The organism is Mycobacterium neglectum (genome assembly GCF_002591975.1).
In the GTDB taxonomy this organism is placed as follows: Bacteria; Actinomycetota; Actinomycetes; order Mycobacteriales; family Mycobacteriaceae; genus Mycobacterium; species Mycobacterium neglectum.
Genome location: NZ_NVQE01000034.1, coordinates 48,844 through 63,363, shown reverse-complemented (window position 1 = coordinate 63,363; position 14,520 = coordinate 48,844). Strand labels below are relative to the sequence as shown.

Sequence of the window (14,520 nt, the reverse complement as noted above, 5' to 3'; positions counted from 1 at the left end):
GACAGCCCCCGCCGCACGTTCAGGCGGATCTGAACCGCCAACCAAATTGCGACTCACGACCAACAGTCCGTCTCACTTAAATTGGCGGTTACCAGTTAGTGCCCGCCAACTAAATTGAGACCGAACAATTGCCCTCGCCTGCCGCGTTGGATCGATATAGCGAAAGCGCCTCGACGTCAACGGCTTACAGTAGGTGCACGAAATTCCTGTGCCTCCGTTCCGGTGCGACTGCCGCGACACGCGTCGACGAAGCTTCGTTTCACGATGGACCTACCAGCGCCGATGTGGTAATGATTCAGTAGATGATTCAATGATGCATCAGATGAGACACCCCTGGGAGGCCGAATTGCCCGTCGACAAGAGCGGTCGCGTGTTCCTGGTGGGCTCGGTCCCGCTGCTGCATCCCGAGGTCCAGACCGTCGAGGAAATGTTGGATGGCTGGCGAAACCAGCAACTGTGCCGCAATCTCGACCACGACACTATCGACGGTCGCATCGGTTTGGTTCGTCGGTTCATCGCGCACACCAACGAGTACCCGTGGTCGTGGACACCGGCTATCGTCGAAGAGTACTTCGCCGACCTCCGCGGCATTAAGGGCCGCCGTCAGTCCACAATCCGCGGGTATCAGAACGGCCTACGCTTGTTTTGCTCCTACATCGCCGACCCGGACTATGGCTGGGACCGAGTCTGCGAGCAACGATTCGGCACGCACCCGGCTCAGGTGTTCTTCGCCTGGAACACTGCTACCCACGTTCAGGACAACGAGCAAGACCCGGAGAAGCGCCCGTTCACCAAACAGGAGCTTCAGGACTTCTTCGACCACGCCGACGACCAGGTGGCGCTAATTGCCAACACCAAGAAGAAGGGCTGGCTACCGGCTTACCGGGATGCCGTGATGTTCAAGGTCGCCTACTCGTACGGCGTGCGGTTCAACGAGCTGCGTCACCTGCAGACCGTCGACTTCTCCCGCAACCCGCACGCCCCCGAGTTCGGCCGCTACGGCGTGGTGAAGATCCGCTACGGCAAGGCCAAGAAAGGCTCCCCGCCGAAACGCCGCACGGTACTGACGGTGTTCGATTGGACGCCAGAGATCATCACTGACTGGCTCACCCATGGCCAGCCGTACCTCGACGATGGCATCGACCTCTTTCCCAGTGAGCGCGGTGCGCTGGTCGCCGAACGGACCCTGCTACGCCGATTCCGGCGATACTGCAATGACCTCGAGCTCTCCGCCGGCCTGGATCTGCACTCGTTTCGGCGCTCCTACATCACCCACCTCATCGAAGATGGCTGGGACGCCAAGTTCGTCCAAGATCAAGCCGGCCACGACTACGCCAGCACCACCTCGCTCTATACCGGCGTCTCGAGCGACTTCCGCACCCGAACGCTGCGGCGCGTCCTCGATCAAACCGTCAAAGACGCCCTCTCCTTCGGTGAGGAGACATCGTGAAACGCGACGTCGACTACACCTGGCGCCTCGCTGAGCTGATGGCCGCCCACGGCATGCACAACAGCACCGACCTCATCCCTCGCCTGGCCGAGCGCGGCATCCACCTGTCGCGTCCCCAGGTCTACCGCATCGTGCACCAACGCCCCGAACGCGTCGCTCTGCAGTTGCTGGCCGCTCTATGCGACATCCTCGGCTGCGGCGTCGAAGACCTCGTCACCGTCACCGCCACCGACGCCCGCAGAAAGAAGACCGCCTCGGGCACCGAGGCACCACCCAACGTCGTCGAACTCAATAAGTCCGTCCGACCCCGCCGAGCACGAATCATCACCGATGGCAACGATTGACCCCACACCACGCTCCACCACCCGCGGGCGACCACGTGTCACCGCAGGCGTATTCGAATGCAGCCGGTGCCACCGCATGGCCAACAAGCTGCGCGTCTACTGGCCCGGAGATCAGCTCTGCCATAGCTGCTTCTACACCGCGATGCGCACCCACGGCATCTGCCCCGCGTGTGGACACGACGGCGTCCTCCCGGGCCGCCGCAACCGCACCGACCCGCATCCGGTCTGTCTGAACTGCGCCGGTATCCCCGGAGAATTCACTTGTAAAACCTGCAACGGCGAAGGCGAGATCTACCGCTCCGGCCAGTGCGCCCGCTGCGCCCTGCGCGAGGATCTATCCAAGATCCTGCTGCACTACCCCGCCGACCCCGCCGCCATGCATGCGCTGATCGAAGTGCTCTGTGGCGTCGACCGACCCGAGAGCATCTTGACCTGGAAACGCAACACCCAAGTCCTGGAGCTACTCGGCGGAATCACCTCCGGCGCCATCCCGCTAACCCACGACGGCCTCACCGCTGCAGGATCCGGCCGCCATATCGATCACCTGCGCTCCCTGCTGCAACACCACGGACTGCTCCCACAACGCGATGAGCATCTGGCACGATTCGAAGTCTGGCTGGCCGACAAACTCGACACTATCGACTCCCCCGCTGTTCGCGCCCCGGTTGAACAGTTCGCGACCTGGCACCATCTCCGACGGCTCCGCAGTGAATCGAGACCCGGCCAATCCTCCGATGGCCCAAAGCGTTCCGCGAAACAAGAAATCACCGAGACCATCAAGTTCCTCACCTGGCTAGAACAGACTCATCGGCGCACCATCGCCAACTGCACACAACAAGACGTCGATGAATACCTCGCATCAGGCCCGACCACCCGTCACCTGATCCGAACATTCTTCATCTGGGCCAAGAAAAGCAAGCTCAACGTCGCGGTGCAGATCGGCTTCCGACAGGCGAGAACGACCCCCACAATCACGCAGGATCAACGACTGGCCTGGCTCAAAGAACTGCTCACCGGCGACTCCGAAAGTCTGCCCTACCGCGTCGCCGGCGTGCTGCTCCTGCTCTACGCCCAACCACTCACCAAGGTCGCCGCGCTGCAAACGACCGCGATCACCCGACCTGATGGCGAGACCCGCATCGCGTTGGGCAAAGACCCCGTCCCCGTTCCGGAGCCGTTCGCCTCCCAGCTCAACTACCATCTTCGCCATCGGCCCAACCTGCGCACCGGCGGCGGAGCCGAAGGCACACCCTGGCTTTTCACCAGCAGCCGACCCGGCCGACACATTGACCCGCAGACCATCATGCAGCGGCTACGACGGCTCGGCATCAACCTGCAGGGCGCACGGAACACTGCCCTGCAGATGCTTGTTTCCGAAATCCCCGCACCGCTGGTCGCTGAGATGCTCGGCTATAGCGACCAAGTCACCCAGAAACACGCGACCGAAGCCGGCAACACCTGGGCCAAATACGTCCACCCTAAATCTGTTGTTCCCAAGCAACATTCACGGCGTTCCCTTACTCCTTGAACCCTGACGCTTCCGTTTGCGTTCGGGAAGCCCATACCGCACGCGGAGGTCTTCCCCACTGATGGTCCGGCCCGCTGCATAATCTCTATCGGCCTGCGCCAGTTCCTCTACAAGCCCGGGTGATCGCGCTCACCGAAATCCCCCAGGTGTGCTCGTTGAAATTCCTCACCTGTGAGCAGCGGTCAGTGTAGTTGTTGGCGGGTTCCGGTGGTGGCCCGGCGCAGCGTTTGGGCGGCGACGCGAACATCAATTGCGAGCATTGCCCCCCTTCCTGCAATCCGCTATCCCGTCTTCTGGGCGGTACGCCCTGAGCAATTGTCTCGCCGAGGAAACTTGCCTGCAATGACAAGTCACTGGGCGCTATCTCGATCAGCGGTAGGCGGCCGCCGTGTCCACCTTGAGCCATCGTTCTGAGCGGGCGACGCTGAGAAGCGAAGGCAAAGCCGTCTGACCACCCGTGCCTAAACTGTCTACTGGGTTCGACTGTGGTGCCTGTGTCCGAAGGCGATTGAGTGCGTCCAGCTCGGCGTCGGTTGTGTCGCCGGTGACCGGGCGCTTCTCCAGCCATCCGAAGCGTGCGATCTGCTCTGCTGCGCGTAGGACAATCCGCCGCCGCAAGCTCGGGAGCTGTCCGAGAACGTCCGTGAGTTCGGGCAGCAGCTCGGATACGACCGAGCCGGACGCGACGCACCACAGCGCCAACGCCCACTCCGCTCGGCCGAGGTCATCGTCGACGGTCTCCAACTGCTCGCGCCACCAGCCGACGTTCCCGCTACCTGCCCGTGTCCGACCAAGAAGTTCGGACGGGTGACCTGCGGACCCGAATGCCGTTGCCCCCGCGTGCTTGCTGTACGCGAGCCCGAACGGTGAGGCAGCGCCGATGATCGCGATCTCCGAGGAGATCCAACAGCGTTCGACGCGCTCGTGGATAGCGGCGGCGGTATCCGCCCACGGGAACGTGCTGTTCTTGTAGCCGGACCTGAACGCGCGTTTCTTGGCGACCTCCTCCCACGGTGAACGGGCCTTCCTGAGTTGGTTGACCGCCTCAGCTCGACGACGCTTCTGCCGGTCGTCGCCGGAGATGAACCCGGTCGTGGAACTGGTGAAGAACTCACCAGGCGTCAGAGCCACGGCGACTTGCGCCGGCATGGAGCAGGTCGAGGTGACGCACGGGCACTCGCCGTTCAATACCGCGGTGAGCAGCGCCTCCTCGAAGGAACTTCCGGGCTCCGGAGTCAGGCCCGTGCTGAGGAAGAGTTCCGCGGCGCCGTCGGACAGGTCCATGTTGTTGAAGTCCGCGGTGGTCCCCGCGCCGGCCTCGCAGCAGGCCCCGATCGCCAGCCACGCGTTCTGCTGGTCTGTGCCGATCGCTCCGGTGAGCTGCTCGTACCACCACTTCGTGAACTCACTGCGCTGGTTGAGTAGCTCTCGAAGCACCCGCACGCGCTGGGGGTTGGCGCTGTCACCGGGGTTCTTGCTGACCAATGTCGTCAGTCGCGACCAAGTCGGGTCGGCACCGGATTCCGTGGGGTTGGGCAGCTCGGGCAGGGGCGTGATGTCCCGGCGGTCGAGCGCGGAAAGGAGGACGCCCACCCCCGGATCCGAGCAGAGTGCCGTCAACACCTTGCGCGCCTCATGCGGCCGGCGCTGGAATACACCGTCGGTCAGCAGTGCCCACGCGGCGAGGTACGACGCGGAGGCCGACGTGTGCGACAGTTCCTGTTCGATGCCGGCGGCCAGTACGTAGACGTCGCTGCCCTTCGCGTTGCCGCCGTAGAACCTGGCGGTGTTCAGCCAGTACGGGCGGCGTAGGAGCTCCCGCAAGACCGTTGTGCTGTCGAAGTGCGGGTTATCCTCGCCGGCGTTGTGGTACAGGAATCGGGCGGCGAAGTACTCACGGAGGGAGAGCACCTCGAACTCGTAGGTGCCGTCCACTTGGCTGGTCAGAGCCCACAGGCGGTCGCTGACGCCCTCGAAGAGCTCGTCCACGATCGACTCTTGGTTGCCGTAGGTGCGCTGGAAGTGGCGCATCGCCGCCTTCAAGTCGTTGATGCTCATGCGGCCGTTGATCTGCGACTCCTCGGTGTGCGCGTGCAGGTACCAGCCGAGGAACGGGATGATCTCGAGCAGCTCCTCCTTGTGGTCCTTCACGGCCTTGGGGTGCTTGTTCGCCTCGCGGGCGAGGAGGAGGTCGACGTACGCGTCGTAAAGGTCGGTCCGCTGCGTGGGTGTGGCTGCGCCCTGCTGATGGAGAAGATCCAGCAGAATCGTCAGCTGCATCGGGTTCCCTGCGAGTTCGCGGATATACGGCTCGCGGCTCTTCTCTTGGAAGCTCCTGCGCAGCGCGCGGCCGTCCTTACTCCTGATCCCTCGGACGGCACACCACTTGCGCAAGTAGTCGGCTCGTTGTTCGCCCGTGAGCTGGTTCAGCGTGATGATCTCGAACTTGTCCGGCGCAGGCTCCGGAAGCTCACCGGCACTAGGGCGCGTGGTGACGACCACCTTGAGTGGCTCGGTGTACGCCTTCCCCCGGCTGGCGAACGCGTTGATCTCGTTGACGATCCGACGCCGGATGCTGGCACTTCCGACCTCATCGAGTCCGTCGAGCACGACGAGACTGGGAACTCGCTCGAAGATCCCCTGCACCGTGTCGGCGGTGGCGGTGATACCGCCGCTCTCGTGCGTCATCAGGTCGGCGATGAAGCACTCGACGGTTGCCTTCTCGCCCTTGCGCGCCTTCTCCGTCTTGGGCTTGCGGTCGTCGGAGTGATCCCACACGTCATTGCCGGAGAGCCACAGCGCGTAGTCACTCAAGTCCAACCGGATCGGAAACCGCGGCTTTTCCAACGCAGGCAGCGTCTTGGGCCGCTCCGACTCGGGCACGAACGCGCTGCGGTGCACCTGGCAGATGTACTGGCTGAGGGTGGACTTGCCCTGCCCGGGGGCGCCTCGCACCAAGGTGAAAGGCGCTGGCGTTTGTAGCAGGTGATGCGCAGCGCCGCCGAGTTCGCTCGAGGAGAGTGATCGCACTCGGGTTCTCTCCGGAGAGTGCACCAACTCCGCGGTGACATCGACGAAGAGATCCACCATCCTCTTCCGGTCCACCTCAGCCTGGCTGAACTTGACCCGCTGGTCGTCATCCCACTGCGACGCGGCGACCTGCCGGATCAGCTTGCGGTCCGCCTGGTTCTTGGTGGCTCCGACCTGTTCGGCGACCAGGAACCGAATGAGATCCCATCCGGCGAGCATGTCGGCGTAGGCCCACTTGATCGAGTCCTCGGAGTTGTCGAGCCACGAGTTGAGCGCCTCGCGCCAGATGCACGTCATCTCGTCGAAGCCGAGTTCCTTGGCGTACGCATCCAGCTTCTTGTTCAGCTGGGCGAAGGTACCGGTCCCGGGCTTGGCGGTGCTCGGCACGTTGGTCACCAGGACGTAGTGCCGCACGCCTTCCTCCGCCAGTCTCCTGAGGTTGTCCAGCTCCTGTTTCACGACGGCGTCCAGCCAGCTGACGGGGTTCTTCTCCGAGCCGGACACGGACCACTTGACCTGATAAATCAGCACCGTCGACGGGTCGAGCTTGCGCTGCCCATCAATGCCGCCGTCGGCCTGGCGTAGGGCCATAGGGGTGAAGTTGGGGAACTGTGCGGCGAGCAGGGCGTTTGCGAGCTGCTGGAAGTCGTGGTCGCCCAGGCGCTCGTAGAGGTAGCGGTGTCGACTCTCGGGCACGGGCTGACTCCTCTAGTTCAACCCGATGGTGCCGGCACTGCCCTCGGGAACTTCGAATGCTCTGTGCTTATTCAACCCGGAGATAGCGACTCAATTGGGCAAGTCAACGCACGTAAATGTCACACCGCAGGGTGATTGCCGAGATCGTCAGAGCCCGAGCTTCACCCAGTCGCTCTCCCTCGACGTCGACTGCGAGTCCGAACTCGCCGGGTGGAGATTTGTGGTCAGCCAACTCCCGCGAGTCTTTGTCTCCGCCCCAGAGTCGTTCGAAACCCTTTGCATGGATATGCCCACCAAACGCAGTACCCTGATGATCTTGTGACCGACCAGGACGGCTCAGAAACCGAACCGGCAACCGAGCCCATCTATCCCGTTGCCGCGGTGATCGACACCTGCTTCTTCGGTGCCGGCAACTTCAAGCCCGATAGCGTCGAGAAACTCGCCAGCCGGCTCGCACGGCGAGACGTGGAGCTGTGGGTTCCCGGGCAGGTCATCGACGAATGGGCTATCCATGCCTTCGAAGCGTTCAAGGATCTGCAGGCCGCGTACACGAAACTGGGGCACCTAACCATCGCCGGGGATCCACCTCCGCCCCTGACGGCCCGTGATGTCGCGGCACACATCGACCAGCTGTGCCGAGCGATCCCCAACGTCAAGGTCTTGGACCTCGACGGGCAGTGCGCCGTCGACGCTATCCGTGACCAAGTGCTCGGCGAAGGCGCCGGCGGACGCAGTAAGGACGGCACTCGCACCGGTGCTGTTGACTCTTCGATCGTCCGCGATACACTGCGCCGCGTCGATAACGATCCCGACCAGATCGTCTTCCTTACCAAGAACATTAAAGACTTCAGGCCAGCGGTAATCGCGTTGGGCCACAGTGGTTTTGTTTCCGCGAATACCACCCATCAGTTGTTCGGCAAGCTCTCGGCTCCGGTGCACCCGAAACACGACGCCGGCACCGCCCGCCGACTCATCATCGATGATCTTCTCGAAAGCATCACCGAGGCCGCAGCCGCAGACGACCGCCACGGCCCGCCGCCAGCCTGGATCAACGTCGACGACATCACTGTTAACAAGGTCGACTCCGACGACCGGCGAGAGTTCGATGAGCTTATCGACCCCGAGTTCGAACTCGAGCCGGCCGCCGAACTCGTCTACGTCGCCAACGTCTCACTGCAAGTCATCGACGAGGACACCGACCTGGTCTCATATACCGTCGTGCTCCTCGCTGACGTCCGCGCCGAGGGCTACGTGATCAACAATGACGGCAACGCCGTTCACGAATGGATGATTTTGTACGAGAGCATCGTCACCGTGCCCTTCGACGCGGACATCGTCGACGGCAAGCTCCTTCAGCCGCGCCAATCCGACTCCGCCACCGTCCATGCTGGCCGACCACGGTTCGCCGACGAGTGGGACGCGTACCAAGACGTGTTGGACACGATCACAGGATGGGACGGCATCAGCTTCACCCCGGCCACGCCAGCAAAGGACGGCCTACCTACGTCATTCGAACTCCGCGGCCCCGAAGGCCAACGCATCGACGGGGAGGTCTCAGGAGGCTCGATCGCCGGCGAATGGACCCTCGAATTCAGCAGCCCAGAAATGGAACTCACCGCAGAGATCTCGTCCGAGTACGACGCCAATAGCCGCGTATGGCTCGGCCGCGATGACTCGTTCGACATGTACCCGCCGATCTCTCTGGTCTCCGGCGCCCGCCGTGCTAGGTCGGGACCGTACCCCGCCCTGGCGGGCGTGTGGCAGTACCTCGTCGACAGAAAGAACCAACCCGCACGGGATGAAGAGACCGACGAAGAGGTGTGAAGCTCAGCAAACAGGGCTTTCGGCTGGCGCTGCGATCACCCGTTGCGCCACCAGTATCCGCTGCACCCGCACGGACCTGCGAAACCTCACCCACCAATCCAGTCGGCTGTACCGCACGCCAATTGCACTGAGGCCGGACATGTGCGTCGACGAGGCGAAGGCATCGTCGACGGCCAACCTCCAGGCCTTGGATGGCTAGGTGATCGGCGGACCGGGCAGCGCAAGCAACGACGGATCGACAGGTGGGTGTACCGGCTGGTAAAAGTGTCCAGCCCACCGTTTGATCGTCGGCCGAAGTCGGTCCGGATACAACGGTTTTCGTTGTGTTTTGGGTGTTTTCTGCTGCGCGTGAACCTCGAACAACGCGACGGCGCATTCTGCCATTCCGACAGCGATGCTGACCCCGTCCACGATCAAACGCGACATGTCCAGTTCGCCGCTGGGCATGTAGTCCAGCGGCCATTTGAGCCCGTGCATGATCGCAGAACTTGTTAAGTAGAAACCCGATGCCGTGTCTTCAAATCCGAACGCTTTGCGGCCGTATGGCTCGCCTTCTGCAGCGTGCGCAGGTGGGTGTTTGTCCAGCCACTTCGCCGCGAACCGCACCACCGCGTCGCTGGTGCGTACGGGTGCTTTAGGTGTGATGTTCTCGCCCCGTCGCAGCATTTTCACACGATTGTCGAACAGCCGAACGTGCTCCGCAAAGTCTTTATATGGTTGGGTATCAGCATGATTGGGGTCGGTGTTGAACCACTTGGTGGTCGACGCGTGGTAGGAACGCTGAGCATTCAACTCCGAGGTGGTGAACCGCACGCTCAAACCGCGGCGCATCCGACGATCACGGTCGGACAGTAGCCATATCGTCGTCGCCGCCGACTCAATCGCCGTACGACACTGGGCAAGGATCGACGTCGTGTGACTGTCACGCGACTTTGGTCGCCACTCAATCAGTTCTGCAGTCGCGCAGAGACAGTCGATAGCGTTCATGATCGGAAACCGGGCTGTCCCGCTAACCATGTCGCCCGCGTATTCGTTCATGAACCCCGCGTCATCGGCGGCCAGGCTGCTGTTCGGGTCCACGTATTGAGGGTTGAGCCCCCACGTGTACAGCTCCTTTCCTCGCTGCGCTCGCATAAGTGTCCGGCGCATCGCGTCGGCGGTCGTCAGCTTCTCGGACAGCCGAGTGAACAACTCGGTAGGGTCCATATCGGCCAGCCTCGGGTCCATCGTGGCGCCCTCCCCCGTCGCATTGCGTGATCCGTCCAGGCGAAGTCAACCCTATGCGCGAGGTCGGACACCCCGACCCTGGCTTGCCGGTGTTACGTCTTCCGGGTAGCCCCCGCGGGCGGCCAGGTATTAATGCGCCGGGCTAGCCAGCGGTACCACCGGTAGATCCCGTTCTGATCCGGCAATCCGGCGTTCAGCTAGCGTGGATGACCTGACACGCTGGTGGCTCTGCAGCAAACAGAACATGCGCATCCGGTTCAGCCCGGACATCGCTCTCAATAGCCCCCCGCCATCATCAAGAATCAGGGGCTGCGCTCATCCTTGGGCCGACCTGCATCGCCGCCCTGCCCAGAAGGGATGCGGCGGAATCGAATATGGCGGGTTACCAGTAATGTACGCCGTCTTCATTGAATGAATCAGGACGCTTTGAGCGGCCCCCTCACCCGCGGCGTTGGGTCGAGTTGTGCAAAGCTCCTCGACGCCAACAGGGATTCGACGTGGTGAAAGTGCACTGTTATTGCAAGGGCCGCCCGATTGACAAGTTCAGCTTGGGCCCCGCCGTTAGGCAAGGACCCGGCTTTTCGTGCGACGGGTCAACGTCGACTTTGAGCGACAGCAACGAACTATCCGAGCACCTATTGCGAAGGTGAGCCCCAACTTGTCTGCAAGATCTCCCTGCAGATGAGGCACCACCCCGCGGTGCGTGACATATGTTTTGTTGAGTTGCACCGAGGAATACGGCCGAACCGAGTATGGCGGGTTGTCCGCATCACTCCGTATTGCTTTGTGGTGCAGTGCATTTGAAGGAGCACTCAGATGGTGCCCCGTTCCAGAACCCATTGGTGTCGGAACGGTAGTATCTCTGCAGCAATCTCAAAGTCGGCGTCATAGTGGATCAACGTCACGTCATGGGCATCGGCGAGGATGGCGATCAGGAGGTCGGTCATGCCGACAGCACGGTGGCGGCCAGTGCTCGCCAACTGCCGTTGCGCGCCGAGTGCCGTCTGCCAGTGTTCGTCATTCGTCGGTAGGTATTCGTACGCCAAACGGCGGTCTGACCAGAGTTGTTCATAGTCGGTAGGATCGCGGGCGCTGTAGAGCGCCTCGGCGTCGAGTTGAGCTGTGGTCGCGACCAATCCGGCTTCAATGAGTGGGGAGAGTCTGGCGGCAACCTCGGGGTGTGCCATCCGTGCTGCTGCACTGGTATCGATGAGGTGCCGAGCGATCAGCGCCACACGTCACCACGTTGATCGGGATCAGCCATCTCTCCTAGACCGCCGGCCTGCAACCATGCGACCTGGCGTGCGCGAGCAGATGATGCCGCCGCTTGCCGTAATGCGATGCGCACCGTATCCGATACGCCGGAGGTCTTAAGCTCGTTCTGTGCGGCAGCCAGCAGGTCGTCGTCGATATCGATCAGGCGCTTTGTCATCTATTAACCCTCCACCTATATATACCGAATGCCAATTCAGTATATATCCACGCTTGGGTGGGATGCGAGACGCCTGCGAACCCTACAGCGGAATATGCACGGATCGAATACCTCGGGGTTTCCAATGGGCTTGGCGGTTTCTACTGTCGTCGGACGTTCTTGAACACGCCACTGGCTGTAATCGGGCCAAGCACGCCTCGCTCCCGCAGCACCCGCGCCCAGCGCCCAACAGCCGCGGTGATGTTGCGGTCAAAGATCGACCAACGGTCTTGACGCCCGAAGCAATCGTGCAACGTCGTGACGTATTCCGTCAGCGTTTCGATATCGTCGATTGCGGCCAGGTACCGGCAGGTCTTGTCGTATTCGATCAGCAAGTTGTTGTCGACTGCGTATCGCACCAACTGCTTTGTGGTGCTTATGCGTTCCATCTCAGCCAGCGCCAGGTCAAGGCCGTCGCGGAGCGCGGCAGCGAGCTGCCGCATGTCGGAGCGATGGTCGAACCGCACCTCGTATGGCAGATCGGGTACCAAGTCTTCCCAACGATGTTGCAGTAGCGAACCTTTGAGGGGATGCGCCGCTCGCTCGTATCCAGGGCACGCGGTGTCGACCTCAGCCGATCCGATGCCCACGTTGACAAAGAATCCATGCCACGACATGGTGCGGTTGTGCCAGTCGGCCTGAAAGTTGATCATGTCGTAGAGCGGTCCCCGTTCCCGCTCAAAGCTGGGGCCGGATGAATCGAAGCCGCGCACTCGCAGGAAGGGCACGACATCGGAGGAAACCATGGCGTCGTAAGCCCGTTGCAATGAACCGTCGACGGTCCCCTCACCCATGATCCAAGGTTAAGTCGCCGAGACGGTTCTTCCGTGCACCAATTTTGGGCGACGGCAGGGCCTCCAGGCGCTCGCTACGAAGTGCGAGGGGGAAGCGCAACAGTTTCGCCCGCCACATCGATCGCAACCTTGCCGCGAAGTGCGTACGACCGCCTGTCCTCCAGGAGCTCATGAGCCTCGCCCATTCGAGCCAGCGGAAGAGTCGCGCCGATGACCGCCTTCACCAGACCGCGCTCCACCAGCGTGGTGAGCGCGTCCAGCTTTCCTCGGTTCTGTCGCGTGAAGACGAAGTGATAGGCGGCGTTCTTGCCCCACGCCTCGATGAGGTTCTGCGGCTGCGCGATGTCGACGATGCTGACGACACGTCCGGAGTCGGCGAGCGTCAGCGGGCTTCGCGTGAGCGCGTCGCCACCGATCGTGTCGAAGACGACGTCGACCCCCTTGCCTCGCGTCATCGCGGCCACGGCATCGACGTAGTCCGTCGACGTGTAGTCGATCGCCGCATCCGCTCCGAGAGAACGCACGAACTCATGGTCGCCGACCTTCGCGGTGGTGATCACTCGTGCGCCGATCGCGTTCGCGATCTGGATCGCGATCGTGCCGACACCGCCCGTGCCTCCGTGAATGAGGATCGTCTCCCCCACGGTCAGCTGGGCTCGCGTCACCAGGGACTCCCAGACCGTTCCGCCGACGAGAGTGAGACTCGCCGCCTCCAGGTGGCTGAGGTTCTCCGGTTTGCGGCCGATGAGGTCGACGTCGGCGACGTGCTGCTCGGCGTAGGAGCCGGGCCCGCCGAAGATCTTGGGTGTGTAGTAGACCTCGTCGCCGGCGCGGAACTCGCTTACGTGGGATCCGACTTCCTCGATCACGCCGGAGATGTCGTGGCCGATGATCGCCGGAAGCGGCACATCATCCACGTAGTCTCCGCGACGGATTTGATAGTCGAGCGGGTTGACGGCGGTCGCGTGGACGCGCACCCGTACCTGGCGGGGTCCGACGTGCGGTACAGAGACGTCGCGCAGTTCGAACGCATCGGCTCCTCCGAAACGGGCGAGCACAACGGCCTTCATCTGATCAGTCATATCGGTGTTCCTCATCGTGGTTTTGGGTGCGCGACGCGCCGGGCGGGCGATTCCTTCCCAGTGTCGCGCGCACGATCCGCACGCTCCAGTGGCGGCAATGCCAATATCCGCGAAGATAGTGACACGCCTGTCGCGGGGTGTTCGGGCGCGCCTAACGGTCGGTCTGCTTAGCGCGAACGCGGTACTGAAGTCCTGAGGCGCCTGGCTATCGTGACCACATGGTCGTCACGCGCGAAGTCACCTACGAGGTCGACGGACTGACGATGGTCGCTCACTTGGCGCGGCCTGACGACAAGGGTCCCCGGCCGGCAGTGCTCATCGGACATGACGGTATCGGTCTCGATGACTATCAACGCAGCCGCGCCGACGACCTTGCCAAACACGGCTACATCGCACTCGCGATGGATTACCACGCTGGCCGGACGTTCTTCGGTGACCCGCAAGCGATGCTGGCTCGGGTCATGCCACTGATGGCTGACCCCGCCCGCATGCACGCCATTGGCCATGCTGCGCTCGGCGTTCTACTCGCTGTGCCCGGCGCTGATCACGACCGGCTCGCTGCGCTCGGATACGGTGCCGGCGGCAGAATCATGCTGGAACTTGCCAGCGCGGGAGTGCCATTCAAGGCACTCGCCGCGATCCATCCGGGCTTGCCACCCGCCCGAACCGAGGATTGGATCGACGTGGGCGCAGCCGTCTTGCTGTGCACAGGCTCCGAAGACCCCCTCTGCACCCCCGGCCAACTGTTCACCTTCACCAGCGCGCTTGAGGACGCCGGAGTTGACTGGCGCGTAAACGTTTACGGCGGAGCCAAGCACGCTTTCTGGGCTGCTCCGATGAACCCTGACGGCTCATTAACCGGTGGCACCACCCACGCCATCGCCACCGTGCCCGGTGTAGGACATCACGCTTTGCACGCGACACGGGCGTGGCGGGCGGTGCTAGATCTGCTCGATGAGACAATTGGAGCTTCGTCCGCTTCGATGAAGCAGCCGTGACTACGAAGTAGCCCAAAGGGTTTCGCGCCAGGATGATCAGGTTATCGATGTCGCGGCGAAGCGCCTGAGTTCACTG

At 62.6% G+C, this 14,520-nt stretch carries 11 protein-coding genes; 5 read left to right on the top strand and 6 right to left on the bottom strand.

Features of this window, described 5'->3' with window-relative positions:
• Positions 1 to 322: 322 nt before the first annotated feature.
• The 3 genes from CSQ99_RS22780 to CSQ99_RS22770 all read left to right on the top strand — a co-directional run bounded on the left by CSQ99_RS22780 (position 323) and on the right by CSQ99_RS22770 (position 3,322).
• Complete coding sequence (locus CSQ99_RS22780; protein WP_245909048.1) at positions 323 to 1,450, top strand: tyrosine-type recombinase/integrase; 1,128 nt, start codon at positions 323 to 325, stop codon at positions 1,448 to 1,450.
• The gene (locus CSQ99_RS22775; protein WP_099041265.1) at positions 1,447 to 1,794 is read left to right on the top strand and encodes a helix-turn-helix domain-containing protein; all 348 of its coding nucleotides are present in this window, start codon (positions 1,447 to 1,449) and stop codon (positions 1,792 to 1,794) included. The genes CSQ99_RS22780 and CSQ99_RS22775 overlap by 4 nt, the downstream gene beginning before the upstream one ends.
• Before the next feature lie 76 nt (positions 1,795 to 1,870).
• Complete coding sequence (locus tag CSQ99_RS22770) at positions 1,871 to 3,322, top strand: hypothetical protein (RefSeq protein WP_245909047.1); 1,452 nt, start codon at positions 1,871 to 1,873, stop codon at positions 3,320 to 3,322.
• A 369-nt stretch (positions 3,323 to 3,691) separates the two neighbouring features.
• Here CSQ99_RS22770 and CSQ99_RS22760 read toward each other — a convergent pair whose 3' ends face one another.
• Positions 3,692 to 7,048, bottom strand: coding sequence for an NACHT domain-containing protein (locus tag CSQ99_RS22760; protein ID WP_099041264.1), 3,357 nt, complete (start codon positions 7,046 to 7,048; stop codon positions 3,692 to 3,694).
• A 318-nt stretch (positions 7,049 to 7,366) separates the two neighbouring features.
• Between CSQ99_RS22760 and CSQ99_RS22750 the strand changes: the two genes are divergently transcribed.
• A complete protein-coding gene (locus CSQ99_RS22750) occupies positions 7,367 to 8,872 on the top strand; it encodes a hypothetical protein (RefSeq protein WP_099041262.1) in 1,506 nt (501 codons plus the stop codon).
• 195 nt (positions 8,873 to 9,067) lie between these two features.
• Here the strand turns inward: CSQ99_RS22750 and CSQ99_RS22745 are convergent, their stop codons facing one another.
• The 5 genes from CSQ99_RS22745 to CSQ99_RS22725 form a co-directional block, all read right to left on the bottom strand.
• Positions 9,068 to 9,952 (bottom strand): hypothetical protein, encoded by an 885-nt coding sequence (locus tag CSQ99_RS22745; protein ID WP_141562718.1) that lies wholly within the window; start codon positions 9,950 to 9,952, stop codon positions 9,068 to 9,070.
• Between the two features lie 959 nt (positions 9,953 to 10,911).
• Positions 10,912 to 11,334, bottom strand: a complete 423-nt coding sequence (locus CSQ99_RS22740) for a PIN domain-containing protein (RefSeq protein ID WP_099041260.1) — start codon at positions 11,332 to 11,334, stop codon at positions 10,912 to 10,914.
• Positions 11,325 to 11,531, bottom strand: coding sequence for a DUF2191 domain-containing protein (locus CSQ99_RS22735; protein ID WP_099041259.1), 207 nt, complete (start codon positions 11,529 to 11,531; stop codon positions 11,325 to 11,327). Before CSQ99_RS22735 ends, CSQ99_RS22740 begins: the two co-directional genes overlap by 10 nt.
• A gap of 140 nt (positions 11,532 to 11,671) precedes the next feature.
• A complete protein-coding gene (locus CSQ99_RS22730; RefSeq protein WP_099041258.1) occupies positions 11,672 to 12,364 on the bottom strand; it encodes a DUF4304 domain-containing protein in 693 nt (230 codons plus the stop codon).
• 74 nt (positions 12,365 to 12,438) lie between these two features.
• Positions 12,439 to 13,446 (bottom strand): zinc-dependent alcohol dehydrogenase family protein, encoded by a 1,008-nt coding sequence (locus tag CSQ99_RS22725; protein WP_099041277.1) that lies wholly within the window; start codon positions 13,444 to 13,446, stop codon positions 12,439 to 12,441.
• 218 nt (positions 13,447 to 13,664) lie between these two features.
• On the opposite strand from CSQ99_RS22725, the gene CSQ99_RS22720 reads away from it, so the two are divergent.
• Positions 13,665 to 14,444 (top strand): dienelactone hydrolase family protein, encoded by a 780-nt coding sequence (locus CSQ99_RS22720; protein ID WP_099041257.1) that lies wholly within the window; start codon positions 13,665 to 13,667, stop codon positions 14,442 to 14,444.
• Positions 14,445 to 14,520: the final 76 nt, after the last annotated feature.

Bases quoted from the DNA above. Each gene is read 5' to 3' on its own strand.
- CSQ99_RS22720 (WP_099041257.1), top strand. From the start codon at position 13,665: ATGGTCGTCACGCGCGAAGTCACCTACGAGGTCGACGGACTGACGATG.
- CSQ99_RS22770 (WP_245909047.1), top strand. From the start codon at position 1,871: ATGGCCAACAAGCTGCGCGTCTACTGGCCCGGAGATCAGCTCTGCCAT.
- CSQ99_RS22725 (WP_099041277.1), bottom strand. From the start codon at position 13,446: ATGACTGATCAGATGAAGGCCGTTGTGCTCGCCCGTTTCGGAGGAGCC.
- CSQ99_RS22780 (WP_245909048.1), top strand. From the start codon at position 323: ATGAGACACCCCTGGGAGGCCGAATTGCCCGTCGACAAGAGCGGTCGC.
- CSQ99_RS22730 (WP_099041258.1), bottom strand. From the start codon at position 12,364: ATGGGTGAGGGGACCGTCGACGGTTCATTGCAACGGGCTTACGACGCC.
- CSQ99_RS22735 (WP_099041259.1), bottom strand. From the start codon at position 11,531: ATGACAAAGCGCCTGATCGATATCGACGACGACCTGCTGGCTGCCGCA.